The 14,278-nt window shown below is 39.7% G+C and carries 19 protein-coding genes and 1 pseudogene; 1 reads left to right on the top strand and 19 read right to left on the bottom strand.

Annotation, left to right across the window (positions count from 1 at the left end; translation table 11 throughout):
* Window positions 1–98 precede the first annotated feature (98 nt).
* Window positions 99–758 carry a hypothetical protein gene (locus ADI76_RS06020; RefSeq protein WP_049515127.1) on the bottom strand — a complete coding sequence of 220 codons (660 nt, stop codon included), beginning with the start codon at window positions 756–758 and terminating at the stop codon, window positions 99–101.
* A gap of 100 nt (window positions 759–858) precedes the next feature.
* Between ADI76_RS06020 and ADI76_RS10950 the strand changes: the two are divergent.
* Window positions 859–951, top strand: a pseudogene (locus tag ADI76_RS10950) (VOC family protein); the annotation flags it as partial.
* Between the two features lie 192 nt (window positions 952–1,143).
* On the opposite strand, the gene ADI76_RS06015 reads toward ADI76_RS10950, so the two are convergent.
* The 18 genes from ADI76_RS06015 to ADI76_RS11585 form a co-directional block, all read right to left on the bottom strand.
* The gene (locus ADI76_RS06015; protein WP_049515126.1) at window positions 1,144–3,111 is read right to left on the bottom strand and encodes a peptide ABC transporter substrate-binding protein; all 1,968 of its coding nucleotides are present in this window, start codon (window positions 3,109–3,111) and stop codon (window positions 1,144–1,146) included.
* Between the two features lie 266 nt (window positions 3,112–3,377).
* Complete coding sequence (gene nth, locus ADI76_RS06010; protein WP_049515125.1) at window positions 3,378–4,001, bottom strand: endonuclease III; 624 nt, start codon at window positions 3,999–4,001, stop codon at window positions 3,378–3,380.
* A 138-nt stretch (window positions 4,002–4,139) separates the two neighbouring features.
* A complete protein-coding gene (locus ADI76_RS06005; RefSeq protein ID WP_049515124.1) occupies window positions 4,140–4,832 on the bottom strand; it encodes a 5'-methylthioadenosine/adenosylhomocysteine nucleosidase in 693 nt (230 codons plus the stop codon).
* Between the two features lie 24 nt (window positions 4,833–4,856).
* Window positions 4,857–5,192: a cell wall synthase accessory phosphoprotein MacP gene (gene macP / locus ADI76_RS06000; protein ID WP_049515123.1), complete on the bottom strand. Its 336-nt coding sequence runs from the start codon at window positions 5,190–5,192 to the stop codon at window positions 4,857–4,859.
* An 11-nt stretch (window positions 5,193–5,203) separates the two neighbouring features.
* On the bottom strand, window positions 5,204–5,749 hold the full coding sequence (locus ADI76_RS05995; protein ID WP_049483428.1) for an NUDIX hydrolase: 546 nt from the start codon (window positions 5,747–5,749) through the stop codon (window positions 5,204–5,206).
* 9 nt (window positions 5,750–5,758) lie between these two features.
* Entirely contained in the window at window positions 5,759–7,138 is a 1,380-nt protein-coding gene (gene glmU / locus ADI76_RS05990; RefSeq protein ID WP_049515122.1) for a bifunctional UDP-N-acetylglucosamine diphosphorylase/glucosamine-1-phosphate N-acetyltransferase GlmU, read from the bottom strand.
* Between the two features lie 382 nt (window positions 7,139–7,520).
* Window positions 7,521–7,961 (bottom strand): ASCH domain-containing protein, encoded by a 441-nt coding sequence (locus ADI76_RS05985; RefSeq protein ID WP_049515121.1) that lies wholly within the window; start codon window positions 7,959–7,961, stop codon window positions 7,521–7,523.
* On the bottom strand, window positions 7,906–8,805 hold the full coding sequence (locus ADI76_RS05980) for a putative PEP-binding protein (RefSeq protein WP_049515120.1): 900 nt from the start codon (window positions 8,803–8,805) through the stop codon (window positions 7,906–7,908). The genes ADI76_RS05985 and ADI76_RS05980 overlap by 56 nt, the downstream gene beginning before the upstream one ends.
* Before the next feature lie 41 nt (window positions 8,806–8,846).
* On the bottom strand, window positions 8,847–9,575 hold the full coding sequence (locus ADI76_RS05975; protein ID WP_049515119.1) for a GNAT family N-acetyltransferase: 729 nt from the start codon (window positions 9,573–9,575) through the stop codon (window positions 8,847–8,849).
* Window positions 9,576–9,582: 7 nt separating this feature from the next.
* Entirely contained in the window at window positions 9,583–10,062 is a 480-nt protein-coding gene (locus tag ADI76_RS05970) for an NUDIX hydrolase (protein ID WP_049515118.1), read from the bottom strand.
* 39 nt (window positions 10,063–10,101) lie between these two features.
* Window positions 10,102–10,707, bottom strand: a complete 606-nt coding sequence (locus tag ADI76_RS05965) for a DUF6707 family protein (protein ID WP_049515117.1) — start codon at window positions 10,705–10,707, stop codon at window positions 10,102–10,104.
* Window positions 10,708–10,765: 58 nt separating this feature from the next.
* Complete coding sequence (locus ADI76_RS05960; protein WP_239683623.1) at window positions 10,766–11,317, bottom strand: hypothetical protein; 552 nt, start codon at window positions 11,315–11,317, stop codon at window positions 10,766–10,768.
* 14 nt (window positions 11,318–11,331) lie between these two features.
* On the bottom strand, window positions 11,332–11,922 hold the full coding sequence (locus ADI76_RS05955) for an SMI1/KNR4 family protein (RefSeq protein WP_239683622.1): 591 nt from the start codon (window positions 11,920–11,922) through the stop codon (window positions 11,332–11,334).
* A gap of 70 nt (window positions 11,923–11,992) precedes the next feature.
* Window positions 11,993–12,352 (bottom strand): hypothetical protein, encoded by a 360-nt coding sequence (locus ADI76_RS05950; RefSeq protein WP_049515114.1) that lies wholly within the window; start codon window positions 12,350–12,352, stop codon window positions 11,993–11,995.
* Between the two features lie 151 nt (window positions 12,353–12,503).
* Window positions 12,504–13,058, bottom strand: a complete 555-nt coding sequence (locus tag ADI76_RS05945) for a DUF4304 domain-containing protein (protein ID WP_049515113.1) — start codon at window positions 13,056–13,058, stop codon at window positions 12,504–12,506.
* Window positions 13,059–13,108: 50 nt separating this feature from the next.
* Window positions 13,109–13,396 (bottom strand): hypothetical protein, encoded by a 288-nt coding sequence (locus ADI76_RS05940; RefSeq protein WP_239683621.1) that lies wholly within the window; start codon window positions 13,394–13,396, stop codon window positions 13,109–13,111.
* A 99-nt stretch (window positions 13,397–13,495) separates the two neighbouring features.
* Window positions 13,496–13,750, bottom strand: a complete 255-nt coding sequence (locus ADI76_RS05935) for a hypothetical protein (protein ID WP_049515112.1) — start codon at window positions 13,748–13,750, stop codon at window positions 13,496–13,498.
* A gap of 92 nt (window positions 13,751–13,842) precedes the next feature.
* Window positions 13,843–14,278 (bottom strand): RHS repeat-associated core domain-containing protein (locus ADI76_RS11585; RefSeq protein ID WP_049515111.1); only part of this gene is annotated, 436 nt, incomplete at its 5' end.

The raw sequence follows: 14,278 nt of genomic DNA, 5'->3' as shown, positions 1-14,278 counted from the left end.
CTTTTACAGCCCTACTCAACTGTGCGGAGGTGGGACAACGAAATCGAATTCTAACGAATTACCAATTTCTGTCCCACTCTCTTTTAGTCTTTTGGGGATTATTTCCCAGGAATATTTGGATCTAATCCCCAAGATTGCTCGAGAACAGGTCTTAAGGATTTAATCATATCTTCTGAACCTTGGATTATGATTGTGTATACTTTATCTCCTTTTTGGAATACCCATACGTATAAAGTACTCCCATCTTTAACTGTTACTTTTATTAAGAAAGCGTCCCCACCGGCAAATATAGCTTTTACACCTTCTATACTAGTTCGATTTTTGTGTTTTCCGAATGAGCTATATAAACGGTTCGCAAATAACTCTGCGTCAAAGGTTTCGTTGGGGCCAAGTTCAACAGTATCTTTAGTGTTTGAGCCCATTATTAACGCATTGTGTTTGTCTGGTGATGAATATTTGAGCGTTTGGCTACTTTGAGTTTTGTCATTGTATACGACCCAATCTTTAGGGATATTGATATAACCAAATTTTTCATTTCCGATACGTTGAGTATCTGCAAGGGATATTTCTTTTGCCCCAGAAGAAGACCCAGGAGTTGTTGTTTGAGTTGTTGTCGTTGGTGCATCCGTAGTTTCTTTAGTGACTTCAGTTGTTGGTGCTGCTGTAGTTTCGTTTGTTTTCTTTTCTCTATTTCCGCATGCTGCTAGTATAAATGCAGATAGGAGCGTCATAGAACCTAATAAGATTTTGTTTTTCACAATGCTTAACCTCCTTAAGTGGTTGACTTACAAATATTTTATCATTTTTTAGAGTTTATTTAAATAGGAAACGTTTTCGCTAAAAAGCATAGGGTACAACAAAAGAGAATTTCTTGTTGGCGACCATTATATCTATCCTCATGAATTTGCAGTTTTAGATCCAGATGGCTATTTTTTAAGATTTAGTGAATAGAATGATGATCACCCGTCTATGAGCCATACCCAAAAATATATTTTTGTGAGTACAGTTCAATATCAGGTGATTTATTTATCTTTCATCTTAAAGAATGAGACAGACTGACTTTCGAGACATAAAAAAACCGGAGCCCTCACATGACGGCTCCGACTTTTTTTATCCTCATTGATGGAACAATGATTGATTTTTTTATTTTTTCTTTTCGATGTGATCTTTAAGATCTTCTTGGGCTTTTTTATTGGATTCTGCTTTTTTCTTCAACCATTCTTCTTTGGCCTTGTTAAAGTCTTTTGTGGTGACAACATCTTTGGACATTTCAAGGTATTTGTAGAAGGTTCCTGTTCCTTTTGTACCAACCCATGAAGCAGCACGGCTGTATGGTACGGTCCGTTGAAGCATTGGAGCACCACCATTTGAAACAGTTGGAAGCGTAATCGAGCTATCTGTCAACCATGCTTGCGCTGCTGCATATTTTTCATAGCGTTTTGCTTGATCCAACAATTCAGCATCGGCGTCTTTCAACATGTTAGCGTATTGATCCAAACCAACTGTTGCAATGGCTGGATTGTTTGAACCTGCATCAATACCAAGATAGTAGAAGACAGAACCATTTACTGGGCTGATACTTTCAAGATAAGTCGATGGGTCTTGGTAGTCAGGAGCCCAACCACCGCCTGAGATATCGTAATCTCTCGCAGCCGCTGTATCGCTGAAGTAGGTGATATTTTGGAAATCATCATCCGATACCTTTTGAAGGTCCACAACGACATTGTCTGCACCAAGCGCTGACTCTACAGATTGTTTGAAGGAGCTAGCTTGTTGGACCATGCTGTTGTCCACTTGGCTAACAATGTAGTCCAAATGAATTGGGAATTGAACGCCTTGTTTTTGCAATTCAGCTTTGGCTTTCGCAAATGAAGCTTTAGCTTTTTCTGGATTGTAGAGGCTTGTTTGGCCATCGTCCAGGCTCACACCCTTCCATTGATCCCCATAGGTAACCAATTGTTTTTCAACGACTTTACCAAAATCTTCTCCATTGACTTGGACATAAGTTGGTGGCACCAAAGTGCTACGAAGGGTATTTTCAGCCGCATCAGATCCAGATACTTGTGCCGCATATGATTTGCGGTCAAAGGCAAAGTTCACCGCTTGACGGAAGTCCTTGTTCAGAATTGCTTTCTTAGTAGAAGCCTTTTGTTCATCCGTTGTTTTGGCTGTGTGGTCATACTTTTGACGGTCCAAGTTGAATCCAAGGTAGTATGATGTTCCCAATTGCAACCCGTAGACAATGTTGTCGCCAAAGTTTTTCTTGACGCTCTTATACGTCGAACTGTTTGGCATAACAGAGGCAAAGGAGTATTGACCTTTTTCAAAGTTTTTAATGATTGCATCTGGGTTTGATCCATCATTAAAGGTCAATTTGACATTGTCGATATGAACATTTTTCGCATCGTAATAGTCTTTGTTCTTGACCAATTCAATCTCAGATTTTGAAGTCAATGATTTCAAGTAATATGGACCATTGTATAAGATGCTGCTAGGTTTCAAAGAACCAAAATCTTTTCCTTGAGATTCCAAGAACTTAGCATTGACTGGGAAAAGAACGCCTGAAGTTGTTTTGGAGTTCCAGAAGCTTTCTGGACGGACCAAGGTATATTGGATGGTGTGGTCATCTAAAGCTTTGACTCCAACCGTGTTAAAGTCTTTGGTTTCCCCTTTTACGTAGGCATCCAAACCTTTGATCGAATTTTGAATCAAGAAGAGACCTTCTGATTTTGACTCAACCGCGTGTTTGATCCCTGTAACAAAGTCTTGAGCCGTTACATCACCATATTCCTCACCCTCACTCGTATACCATTTGGCATCCTTACGAAGTTTGTAAGTATAGGTTAATCCATCTTCAGAGACAGTCCAATCTTCTGCTAGACTTGGCACAAAGTTTCCGTATTGGTCATTTTCAAGAAGACCATCTACAAGGTTACTTGTGACATCTGAAGTCGTTGTACGAGTTGCAGCGATGTAATCCAAGGTATTTGGATCTGCTGAATAGACGAATGAGTAGGTTGCTTGATTGCTACTACCACCGCCACACGCTGCTAAGAGAAAGGCACCTGCAACAGAAACTCCTGCAAGAGCTAACAGTTTTTTTGCTTTCATCACTATCTCCTTATGTTAGATTTTCTACCATTATACACTATTTCTTTAAAAAAACCAAATTTATTTTAAAAAAGTTCGTTATTTCTGAATGAATATAATAAGATATAAAGAAAAAGCATTTTGAAATCGATCTCAAAGAAGCCGGATAGGGGAGTCTAGGCACCTACCACCAGATCCAACAAAGAAATCACCTTTCAATCCTTTTAATAAATATTCGTTTCATCACAAAAAAGAACCTCTGCACTTTCGAGCAGAGGAACTGATTCCTAATCAAAATGATAGAGTTGTGGATACTGGTCACATTCAGGATTTTTAGGATGGCAGATGGCCCGTCCAAAGTAAATCATGGCTTGGTGAGCCGCCAGCCATTCGCTCTTTGGCAGAACATCCATGACCCGCTTTTCAACTTCCAATGGCGTCGCTGATTTCTTGACAATATCATGGTGCTTGCAGATCCGCTCCACATGGGTATCGACAGCAAAGGCTGGAATCCCAAATCCTACACTCATGACGACATTAGCTGTTTTCCGTCCTACTCCTGCCAGGCTTTCTAACTCTTCACGAGTCTGAGGCACCTGCCCATCAAAGTTGTCTAGCAATTGTTGGGCACATTTTTTGAGAAATTTGGCCTTATTTCGATAGAGACCTAATTTAGAAATATGCTTGGCGATAGTTGCTTCACTGGCTGCTGCCATGGCTTGTGGGGTTGGAAAAGCCGCAAACAAACCTGGTGTCGCTTTATTAACAGCCGCATCAGTCGTCTGAGCAGAGAGCATGACTGCCACTAATAATTCAAAATGATTACGAAAATCCAGACTCGGTTTAGCATCTGGAAAAAGGGCGATAATTTCTTCAATCACATGACGTGCCCGTTTTTTTGATAAAACCATCATTTCTCCTTTCCACTACTAGTCCTTATTATAGCATGAAAGCACCCTATTTCTGAAAAAATCAGCTTCAAAAAAAGAAGAGGGACAAAACGAATTGTAAAAAAATTCATCCAATCCCACTTCTATCTATTTTTTGTTTTACACCAATCTCTTTAAGAAGGTAATCAGGGTTTGAGCAGAGCGTTCGCCAGCCTGAACGATAAATTCATCAAAAGAGAGATTGGCTGCGTGATCTGCTGTATCACTCATAGCTCGAATAACCATAAAGGGACGTCCAGCTGCATGAGCGGCTTGGGCAATGGCTGCCCCTTCCATCTCAACTGCTAATACTTCTGGGAACTGCTCCCGAATCGCTGCAACTTTTTCTTCACTCGCGATAAAGCTATCTCCTGTTGTAATCAGGCCCACATGTGTGGTTGCAGCTTCTTCTTCCAGAACTTTTTTCATTTCTGATACGAAATAGCGACTGGATTCAAAGTAAAGCGGTTGACCTGCCATTTGACCATACTTGTAGCCAAAGGCTGTCACATCCACATCATGATAGGCCAGTTTGTCGGCAAGGACAATATCCCCAACAGCCATTCCCGGTGCAACTGCTCCTGCAGATCCGGTATTGATAATGGCTTCCACTTTGAAATCATTGGCTAGAACCGCTACACTCATGGCAGACATGACTTTCCCGATGCCACTTTCAACCAAAACGACCTCATGGCGACCAATCGATCCTGTATAGTAGACTTTTCCAAGACGCAGATGCTTTTCCCCATTTTCAAGGGCTTCAACCAAGATCTTCAACTCCTGGGGCATGGCTGCGATAATTCCAATTTTCATGTCATTTCTCTCCTTGTAACGACCTTATAGACGCCAAATAGCAATAATTAAAACAATGAGGAGCACAATGATCCAGAACAAAATCTTATTGAGTTTGGATTGGACCACACTTTGTTTGCGTTCTTCAATGCGACGACTCTTGGTCACTGTGGGCTCCACTTGGATCTGCACAGTATCCTGAGAATAACGCTCTTGTGGACGCTCCATACGACTCTCTCTCATAGGACGTTCATAGCCAAATCCTCTGTGGTCTGTCCGAATAATTTTCGTCTCTTCAGCATCGACCATATTAGGACCAGTGATGTCCTCACCTCGACTTGCTCGTTCAATCATTTCATCGGTTAATAAAGGTTTTCCCATCGGATCCTCCTCTATTTATTGATTAAGTCCCAATATTGGATAGCCATGATGGTCTTGGCATCACAAATTTCACCAGTTTGGATCAAATCTTTCGCTTCCTTCAAGGTTACTTCTAATAACTCTAAGGTCTCATCCGCATCTTGTGGACGTGGATTTTCCACCTTTTTCAAGTTGGTCGCACCATAAAGTTTGATCCGCTCATTACAAAATCCAATGGCTGAATAAAAATCATACAACAACTCTAGATCCGCTGTGTAGCCAATTTCTTCTTCCAATTCACGCAGAGCAGCTGCTTGGGGATCTGCATTTTCTCCCTTTTCTAACTTCCCTGCTGGAATCTCCACCGAGGTCCTTTCAATCGCCTTGCGGTACTGCTTGACCAAGATCGTTTTCCCATCTTCTGTGATCGGCAAAACCGCTACTGCTCCGTTATGGAAGATTAAATCACGCTGCGCTTGGCCTTTTCCAGCGGGTAGTTCTACTTGATCAGTGACCACTTGGAAAATCGGTCCCTGATAAATCTCCTTGCGCTCAATGGTTTTTTCTTCAAATTGCATGAGAATCTCCTATTTATTTTTAGGATGGTGTGGCAAGCGAAGGGCATACTCTTCTTTATTCACTTGACGGCCACGACCAATCGCAATCGCATCAGCTGGTACATCCTTGGTAATGGTTGATCCAGCACCGACTAAGGAATTGTCGCCTAATTCAACTGGAGCAATGATCGTCGAATTGGATCCGACAAAGACATTGTTTCCAATCGTCGTTTTAAACTTGTGTTGGCCATCATAATTCACTGTGATGGTTCCTGCACCAAAGTTGACGTTGCTGCCGACTTGGCAGTTACCGATGTAGGTCAAATGACCTGCTTTGGTATTTTCGCCAATAGACGAACCTTTGACTTCGACAAAGTTCCCGATATGGACATCTTTGGCGAGGCTAGATCCTGGACGAATATGAGCGTATGGTCCTACCGTTACGCCATCGGCTACCGTGCTCTCTTCAATCATAGAGTTGGTAATAACAGCACCAGCCCCAATTTCACTGTCCACAATATAGGTTCCGTTGGTTAAAACTGTCTCAGCCCCAATTTTTGTGTGGCCTTTTAGGGTAACATTGGCTTCGATTTGCACTTCTGGTGCGATCTCAACATCGATATCGATATAGGCCGCATCTGGATTGACAAAGCTCACCCCATTGACCATGTGGGCTTGGTTAATGCGACGACGCATGATGCCTTCTGCTGTCGCAAGGGCCACGCGGTCGTTAACCCCGAGACTTTCATCAAAATCTTTGAGCGTATAGGCTCCAACTTTCTCTCCTGCTTCTCGGAAAATCCCAATCACATCTGTGATATAGTATTCACCTTGGGCATTGTTGGTATTGATATTCTTCAAAGCTTCAAATAGGCGAGCATTGTCAAAGACATAAGTCCCTGTATTGATTTCTTTGATTTGTTTTTCAAAATCTGTCGCATCTTTTTGCTCGACAATGCGAAGTACTTCCGCATTGTCATTACGAACAATCCGGCCATAGCCAAATGGATTGGCTGCTTCGGCTGTCAAAATCGTTGCCACATTCTTGTGGTTGATATGGAAGTCGATCAAGTGTTTGAGACTGTCACCCGTAATCAAAGGAGTGTCTCCTGCAATGACGAGGGTATGCCCTTCAAGACCTTTCAAGACTGGCTCTGCCATCATTACCGCATGACCAGTTCCCAATTGTTCGGTTTGTTTGACAAACTCTGTTTGTCCCGCTAAGACTTGCTCTACCAATTCCGCCTTGTGGCCCACAACTGTTACAGTCTTTTCTGGTGAGATGGCTCCAACACTACGGAAAACATGCTCCAACATAGAGATCCCTGCAACCTTATGGAGAACCTTGGGCAGATCTGATTTCATACGGGTACCTTTCCCCGCTGCTAAAATAATGGCATAATTTGGCATAACATTTCTCTTTTCTGTACAATATCGCTTACATTATACCATTTTTTAGCCCTTTTGGAAAATAAGACCAGAATCAAAGGGAGCGGGAAAGAATTTCGACAAATTAAACAAAAGTTGAAAAGGTTCCCCAAACCTTTTCAATTTTCCCACCCCCGCACAGCTCCAACAGTCTGGGAGACTGTTGGAGGTTGCAGATAAAGAAAACATTGTTTTCCATCTTCATAGGTCATCTTTGGAGCTAAGTAGCGAACAAATAATTAGGAACCTTGCTTCGCAAGTCCTATCCACCACCTAAAAGCAGTGCTTTGAGCAATCAACCACTGCGTCATACAGTTATTCCTATTAAACATCGAAGGCTGGACAGTTTTTGCCCAGCCTCGTTCTATAATGGATAAACCTTGCAAAATTCTTCTAAAACCACCTTGCTGTCAGGTGTAAACGTCAGACCTGCTTCTCCAAAGCAGTCTTTGAAAAAGTCTTCATGAACCTGACGCCAATAAGCCAGAGATTTGTCTCCTTCACCTTCCTTGAAGGCATGGTCAGCAGAAACCTGTTTGAAAGGCTGAACAGAAACCTTTGTAATTTCAATAATGCAGACAGCTTGATCATTACTGTCTAAAACGACATCAAAGGTCCCTTCTTGGGGAAGGGGTTCGTCCTCTACGGCGTAAAGATCGTAGGCAGAGGCGGTTGCTGTTTTTTCGCCTTTAAGCACCAAATCTGCTAAAAGGTCTGGTTCCACTCCAAAAGCCCAGGCATCTATCTCATCACCGATAGAGGGATTGATTTTCTTGTATGCATTCCACATTTCTTGCGGTGTCATGGGTTCTCCTTTGTAATTTTTCACTTTCTTCTTTTATATGTTTAAGATGGTCTGGATGGTCAATTTCTAAATCAAAAATCTCTGGAATAGAGCTGTAATGGAGAATACATTCGATACCCATCTGATTCATTTTTTGTATGAAAGAAGTATTCAGATAGCCTGCTACAGCAAAATCAATCTTGTTCTTCCTTGCTTTATCCTGCATCTGTCTCAACATATCTAACATAATTGGACTTTCCATATCATGCCATTGACTGTTTCTCACAGTCGCAAAAATAAAAGAAGTTAAATCATTCATTCCAACTACAATCTTTGAAATACCAGTTTCCAGTATTCTGTCCAAGTCAAAATAAGCTGATGGTAATTCAATCATCGTGCTTACTTTCCCGGTATAACCATACTGACGCAATACTGTAATAGCTTGTTTTAATTGTTCGGCATCATTGACAAAAGGAAAAATAACAGACAGATTGGGATTGGTTTGAAAAACTTCTGTAACAACATTTGTCTCAGCCTGAAATTCATCTGGACATGCCAACAAACGCCTGATACCTCTGTATCCAAATAAGGGGTGGCGTTCGTCAAAATACTCTTTAGTCCCGTCTAGACTATTTGCTTCTGCATTTGTTAACTCTGAAAAGCGATACCAGACTTCTTCATCTGAGTACAAATGACAAATAGTGTCTAGATAATCTTTCACAAATTGCTGACAATTTGGTAATAGTATGTTTTGGTTTAGTTCTCTCAACAAGTATTCCCCACGAATCAAGCCGACGTGGTGCAATAAATGGGGATAAACTTTCTCAACAATTTTTTCGCCACTAAGAGCTAGTTGATTTTGCATGTTCATTCACCTCGTCTTAAAAGATACAATATCAGATATCATTATATGACACTTTCCTCTAGTTCAAAAGCTTCATAAGGTTCAACTAACTCATATCCTAAAAATTCTGCTACTTTTTTGGAAGCCTCGTTATGAGCATCCCAAAGTGGAAACATATCTCTATTTAAACTCTCTAGAATCATTGCAGCACCAAGCTTTTTGGCAAATCCATTTCCTTGTTCGTTTGGTCTAGTTGCAACTTCCACTTCAACTGCTTCACGGTAAACTAACCCTGAGGAAATCCCAGCAATCACTTCATTATTTTTAAGAATCACAAAGCCAAATCCACCTTTTAAAGCAAAATCCTGGTAGGACTCAAAATCCCCCTGTAAATCTTGTGACCATTCTTCCTCAGAAAGGCAGTTATAAATACGATTATCAATAGGTACAATATTGCAACCTTTCTCTAACTGACTAACTAGATCATTTAGAAATTCAACTTGAAAATTTGCCTTATCTTTAAAAGAATAGCGAGTAAAAGAAATTAACCCAACTTGCTGATGCAGAAAATCTTGCCACTTAGTGTCTTCTGAAATAATAATCTTATAATCTAAACCATATTGCCTAACAAAATCTTCCCAAAATCTGGAATCTAACTCCCCTGCTAGGTATAGAAAATTCCCAATATCATAAAAAATCGTTGTCCTATCACTGTTTCGATAAACAGTCCCGATTTGAGAGTTAAGACCATAGAGAACCATATATTTCTTCCATGTTTTAAATAGTTCCATTATCCCTCTATTTCACCTTCCAATTCTTATAGCTTGTCAGTTCTAATTCAGGAATTCCTCGTAACTCTGCCTTCACTTTTAATACTAAAGGCGAGGCATTTTCTTCGGTAATTTCTTCCAAATTCAGCCAAATGACATTTGCTGAATCATTACTTCCATCAAGAACCTCCTGAGGAAGGGATTTTTGAGAGCGCTCGAAATCGAGCACTACATCATAAAAGGCCATAATATGGTGTACTGCGAAGTCTTTCCCTTCTTCTTGAACCAGCACGTCATAAATCCTAGGATTTAAGTAACGGCTAAGCGTATAGCCCGTCTCTTCCAGAACTTCTCTCTTGAGGGTTTCTGTCAACCCCTCACCGAGTTCCTGACTACCACCCGGTAGATCAAAACGATGTTGATAAGGTCCTCTCGTTTTCTCAATGCAAAGCAATTTCCCATTCTCATAGCAAACGCCATAGACACCAAAGTGTTTTTTGATTTCCATATTCTACTCTTTCTAAAAGTCCAAGATTGCTAACTCACCTTATCCTTTAAAAGGAACGAGGCTATAGATTTCATGCTCCTTGATATACTTCTTTAGTATCTCCATATTCTCTTCTATTTTTGCTTGGATATCTGTCTCTTCACAAGTTGACTCAGCAATAAAAAGGTGAATCTTCAATAGATCTGTCAAGTATAGCAAACGGCGTTCCATTTCCGATTCAGGACTTGAAGCTTGCTCGATTTTTGCAAGCTTTTGCTCCAAGCTATCACAATTCAAAAATCTCTGATGAACTCTCCTTCTAATTTTTTGAGTGGATTCCTCCCCTTGTTCTAATGGAGATAAAAGAAACTTTTTATAGACGAGTACCTGATTTTCTACCTCTCTTTCCAGATAAGCCAATAAAACCAGAGAGCCATCAACAAAGGTCCAAGTGTTATAATTCCCTTCAAATGGAATCTGTATAATCCTATCTAATAATTCCTTAGCCATTTCCTCTTGACCATCCAGATAAAGTAAATAGGCCAGATGATTCAGTGATTCGAGATAGCTAGCTTGGGTCTTCTTATTCTTTTTGGGGATCCGGTTTAAATACGATACTAACTCAAGATCATTTTCAACCTCTTCGATGAGTCCTTTCACATTCATTTCTTTTCTCCTATCCAATTCACCTTTTGTTACTGAGAAATGCTTTTTCAAGTCAATCTTACCGAAGTAGATATTCTTTCGCTGTCGCTTGGACGTCTGGGGAAAGGTAGCGCTCTATCAAGTCACCTGTCCCTACAATATATTCCTCCAGAGGGACATCTTCTCTTTGTTTCCAAAAATTTGAAAAAGCGAAATAGAACTCAAAAAACTCTGTCAAACTTTCGCTTAGTTTGTAGAAATTAGGATCTCCAGGACTGCCCGCGTAAACTGGAGAACTGTCATCTTTCATATCACAGAAAAGAATATCATCTGTATCTGTAGTAGCGAATATCTGGTATTGCCCTTCACTAAACTGAAGAATATCTTGTAAGGCCCAACATTCGACTGTCCTTGCAGGAGAATGTAATGCCAACAAAATGATATTAAAATTTCGATTAGCAAAAAATAAATCCTCATTGAACACTATATGTTGATAATAATCAAGTAATTCTCCTGTCAAATCTGAGGACTGGATCCTTAATTTTTCGTTTGAAAAACTCACTGGTTGGGGAATAAACGTTGTTTCCTCATAGAGTTTAATGATCTTTTTTAATACAGTCACTACTGCCATTTTTCTCTCCTTGGTTATTCCTCTTCCGTCTCCTTTAAGAATTCAAGCCATATCTTCACCTCTGGATTTATGTCATGCGCTATCTCAGCATGCTTTCTATAATCCATATCCAAGTAGCCTTGTTCATTCCGGAAAATAATGCCTTGTTCATAACATGCTTTAAGGGTTGCAAGCATAGATTTCAATGACTGGTATTCGACCTGGGTCTCTTCTTCAAATACATAAAAACCAAGAATTTGTCCCTGAGCTTCTGGAGCCAAGTTCATGGCATAAAAATCTCCACCACCGCTGGCAAAAATTGGAAACCAAGACTTGCCCCAAGCATCCGTTTCTCTTAGTTCTAAGTAGGTCTGGATACTTTCTTCCAGAGACATCAAATAGAAGCCAGGAAAAAATGCTAGCTCACCAAGTGTGATTCCCTCACAATCTTTTGATCCGTTTCTCCAAGTATAAAGAGCACGCAAGTCCTGAGTTGGATGCAATGGGATTTTCTCAAATAATTCTTGAATTTTTTGAGAAGATAGTCCCGGATTTAGATGGTCTACACAAGAATGATCTAGCTGTTGGAGACATTTTTCAATCTCATTTAATAATTGGCTGAGCATTTCCATTTGTTCTCCTCGCCTTGTAAATCATTAGAGACGAGTTCCTTCGTCCCTAGAAAAGAGCTTGCGATTATTCAATCCCATTCTCTTTGTTATACTCTATCATGCATTTGATTGCGTATTCCACCCATTCCCAAAAATCGTTAAATTCTTTTCGTTGCTCCCATCCTTCGGCAGCAAAATCATGAATGAGTTGGACCTTATTGCCCTTTCCTATTTCAAAACAAGCTGTATCATCACAATCTCCTCTTTTAGCAAATGGAATCAACTTTCGGGTTGGGTACCTTTCCTGCAATCCCTCATACAAAGACAGGGCCCATTCTGAATCCAACAGATACCAACAATCAAAATCAACTAAATTGAGTTCGATCAATTTTTTAAACGATTCAGGATACTGAAATAGCCTTTCGTCCAGTAAATAGTTCTTCATTTCTTATTTCCTTTTGGTACAAGATTGACATTGAACGCCAGCCCTAGATTATTATAAAGGTCTTAGATTTGTTCATTAAGATGTATATATTTTCTCCTACCGATTCCTTTCGTCAGGATGTTGACCAGTCAATCAGCACTTTCATTCCACCCTAATAAGTAGTTTTGATTATTTCTCCCAAACGAATATAGGTTTTAAAGAAGTTTTTAGGTACAGAGGCAATCTTAGGTGTAATAGATAAGCCATAGTTTGCAAAATCTAAAGCTAGCTTCTTAGAATCGATGGCATCATAATATTCAACATACAATCTGCATAAGTTCACTTTGGTAATAGAGAATTGTTTTAACAACCAATCCTTCTCAAGATCCTTCTCGGGATCTATGCTCGAAAATACGGTAGGATACGATGAATACTGAGCAGTAAAATCGATGGCCTCTTGGACAGCCTTTTCCAATTCAGCTTGTTCCATACCATTTCTATGATCGATAGAACCTAATCGAGTTCTTAAAGCACAATCCACTTCTTCTAACAGTCCCGATTCCAGAAAGAGGGGATGAAGGCCAACATTCACGAAATAGGCAGTCCCATCTGATTTTCGTTGAAAATAGATGACCGTGTAAAAATCATGATCAATTTTATAATAGTTATTAGTTCGCCTTAGTCGCGAAAAGCCATTTTTTTCGAAGAGTTCTTTGGCCTCTTTCATTTCATTACCTGCTCTTTCATAAGATGTTAAGAGTTGTTCATTACAGTTTACTAGGAATCTAAATGGATATAGGTTATCCCTACAACTTTACCATTCTCAATATTGTATTGTTTCACTGTATCTATGTAGCCAATCAATCCTTCATCACTAATCTCTTCTAGCGTTGCTGGTACTATGTTGTCTTTTAGTTTAAAATCTCTAGCTTTATTCAAATCACCTACATCTTCAATAGATGTCCAAAAAAGCATATATTCATCGCAATAAAAATAGATCTGATCATCATAGAACTCCGGTATTTTACAAAACTCAACTCCATCACTTTGCCTTTTCTGTAGCATTACTATCTCGATAAATAAAATAAGTTGTCTTCATCTCTTATATTTTATAACTGCATCATTAATCATAACCTTCATCCATATACTATCTTCACTTGAAGATTAAAACTTACTTTTAATCTTATTAAATTCAATTTTAAAATCATCAAGACTAAATAAATACTCTCTATCAAAATCAGGTGTATCATAGCCTTCAATATATTGCAAGAAAGAAAAAACATCAGGTTCAACTTTAAGATCATTGGCCTCTATATTTTCAATTAAACTAGAGGCCCTTTGAGAAACTTTTTCTCTAGATTCTTTATTATTTAATACTAATTCAACTAATTTCATTATTTCTTCAGTTACATTTATCATATAAACTCCTATTTAGGTTTTACATCTCTTCTGGTTATACCTTCTTTGGTACCAATATAGTTTCCGTCTTTATCAAATCGATAATGTATTTTTTATCCATTAGTAATACTTTCTTGAGGTCTTACCTGACGAACATTACCATTATGGTCAATTGTTTCCATCCATGTTCGTTTTTGTCCAGTTTCTGGATTCCATTCTCGCACTGGGCGCATACCTGCCATTTGACCTGGAGTTCTCGCCTCTCTCAATTCACCATAATATCTAATTCTTCCATCTGGCAATTCTTTCATTCCTCCTTGACCATACTTCTCCTGTTGTCTCAGATGTTCACGTAATTTTGCACCATTAGCAGCACTTTCAGCATTTGAATTTCTATCATTATTATGTGGACACCCCGCCAACCCCAACGGATCTACAAACGCCGTCGGTATTCCCACATACCCATACGGATTAAGTCCCCCCAACAACCCTATCGGGTCATGGCTAATATATTGCCCAGTCTCAGGACTATAATAACGGAAGCGGTTG

Origin of the sequence: Streptococcus parasanguinis (assembly GCF_001074805.1) — a bacterium.
GTDB lineage: Bacteria > Bacillota > Bacilli > Lactobacillales > Streptococcaceae > Streptococcus > Streptococcus parasanguinis_A.
This window is presented reverse-complemented; position numbering and strand designations above follow the sequence as displayed.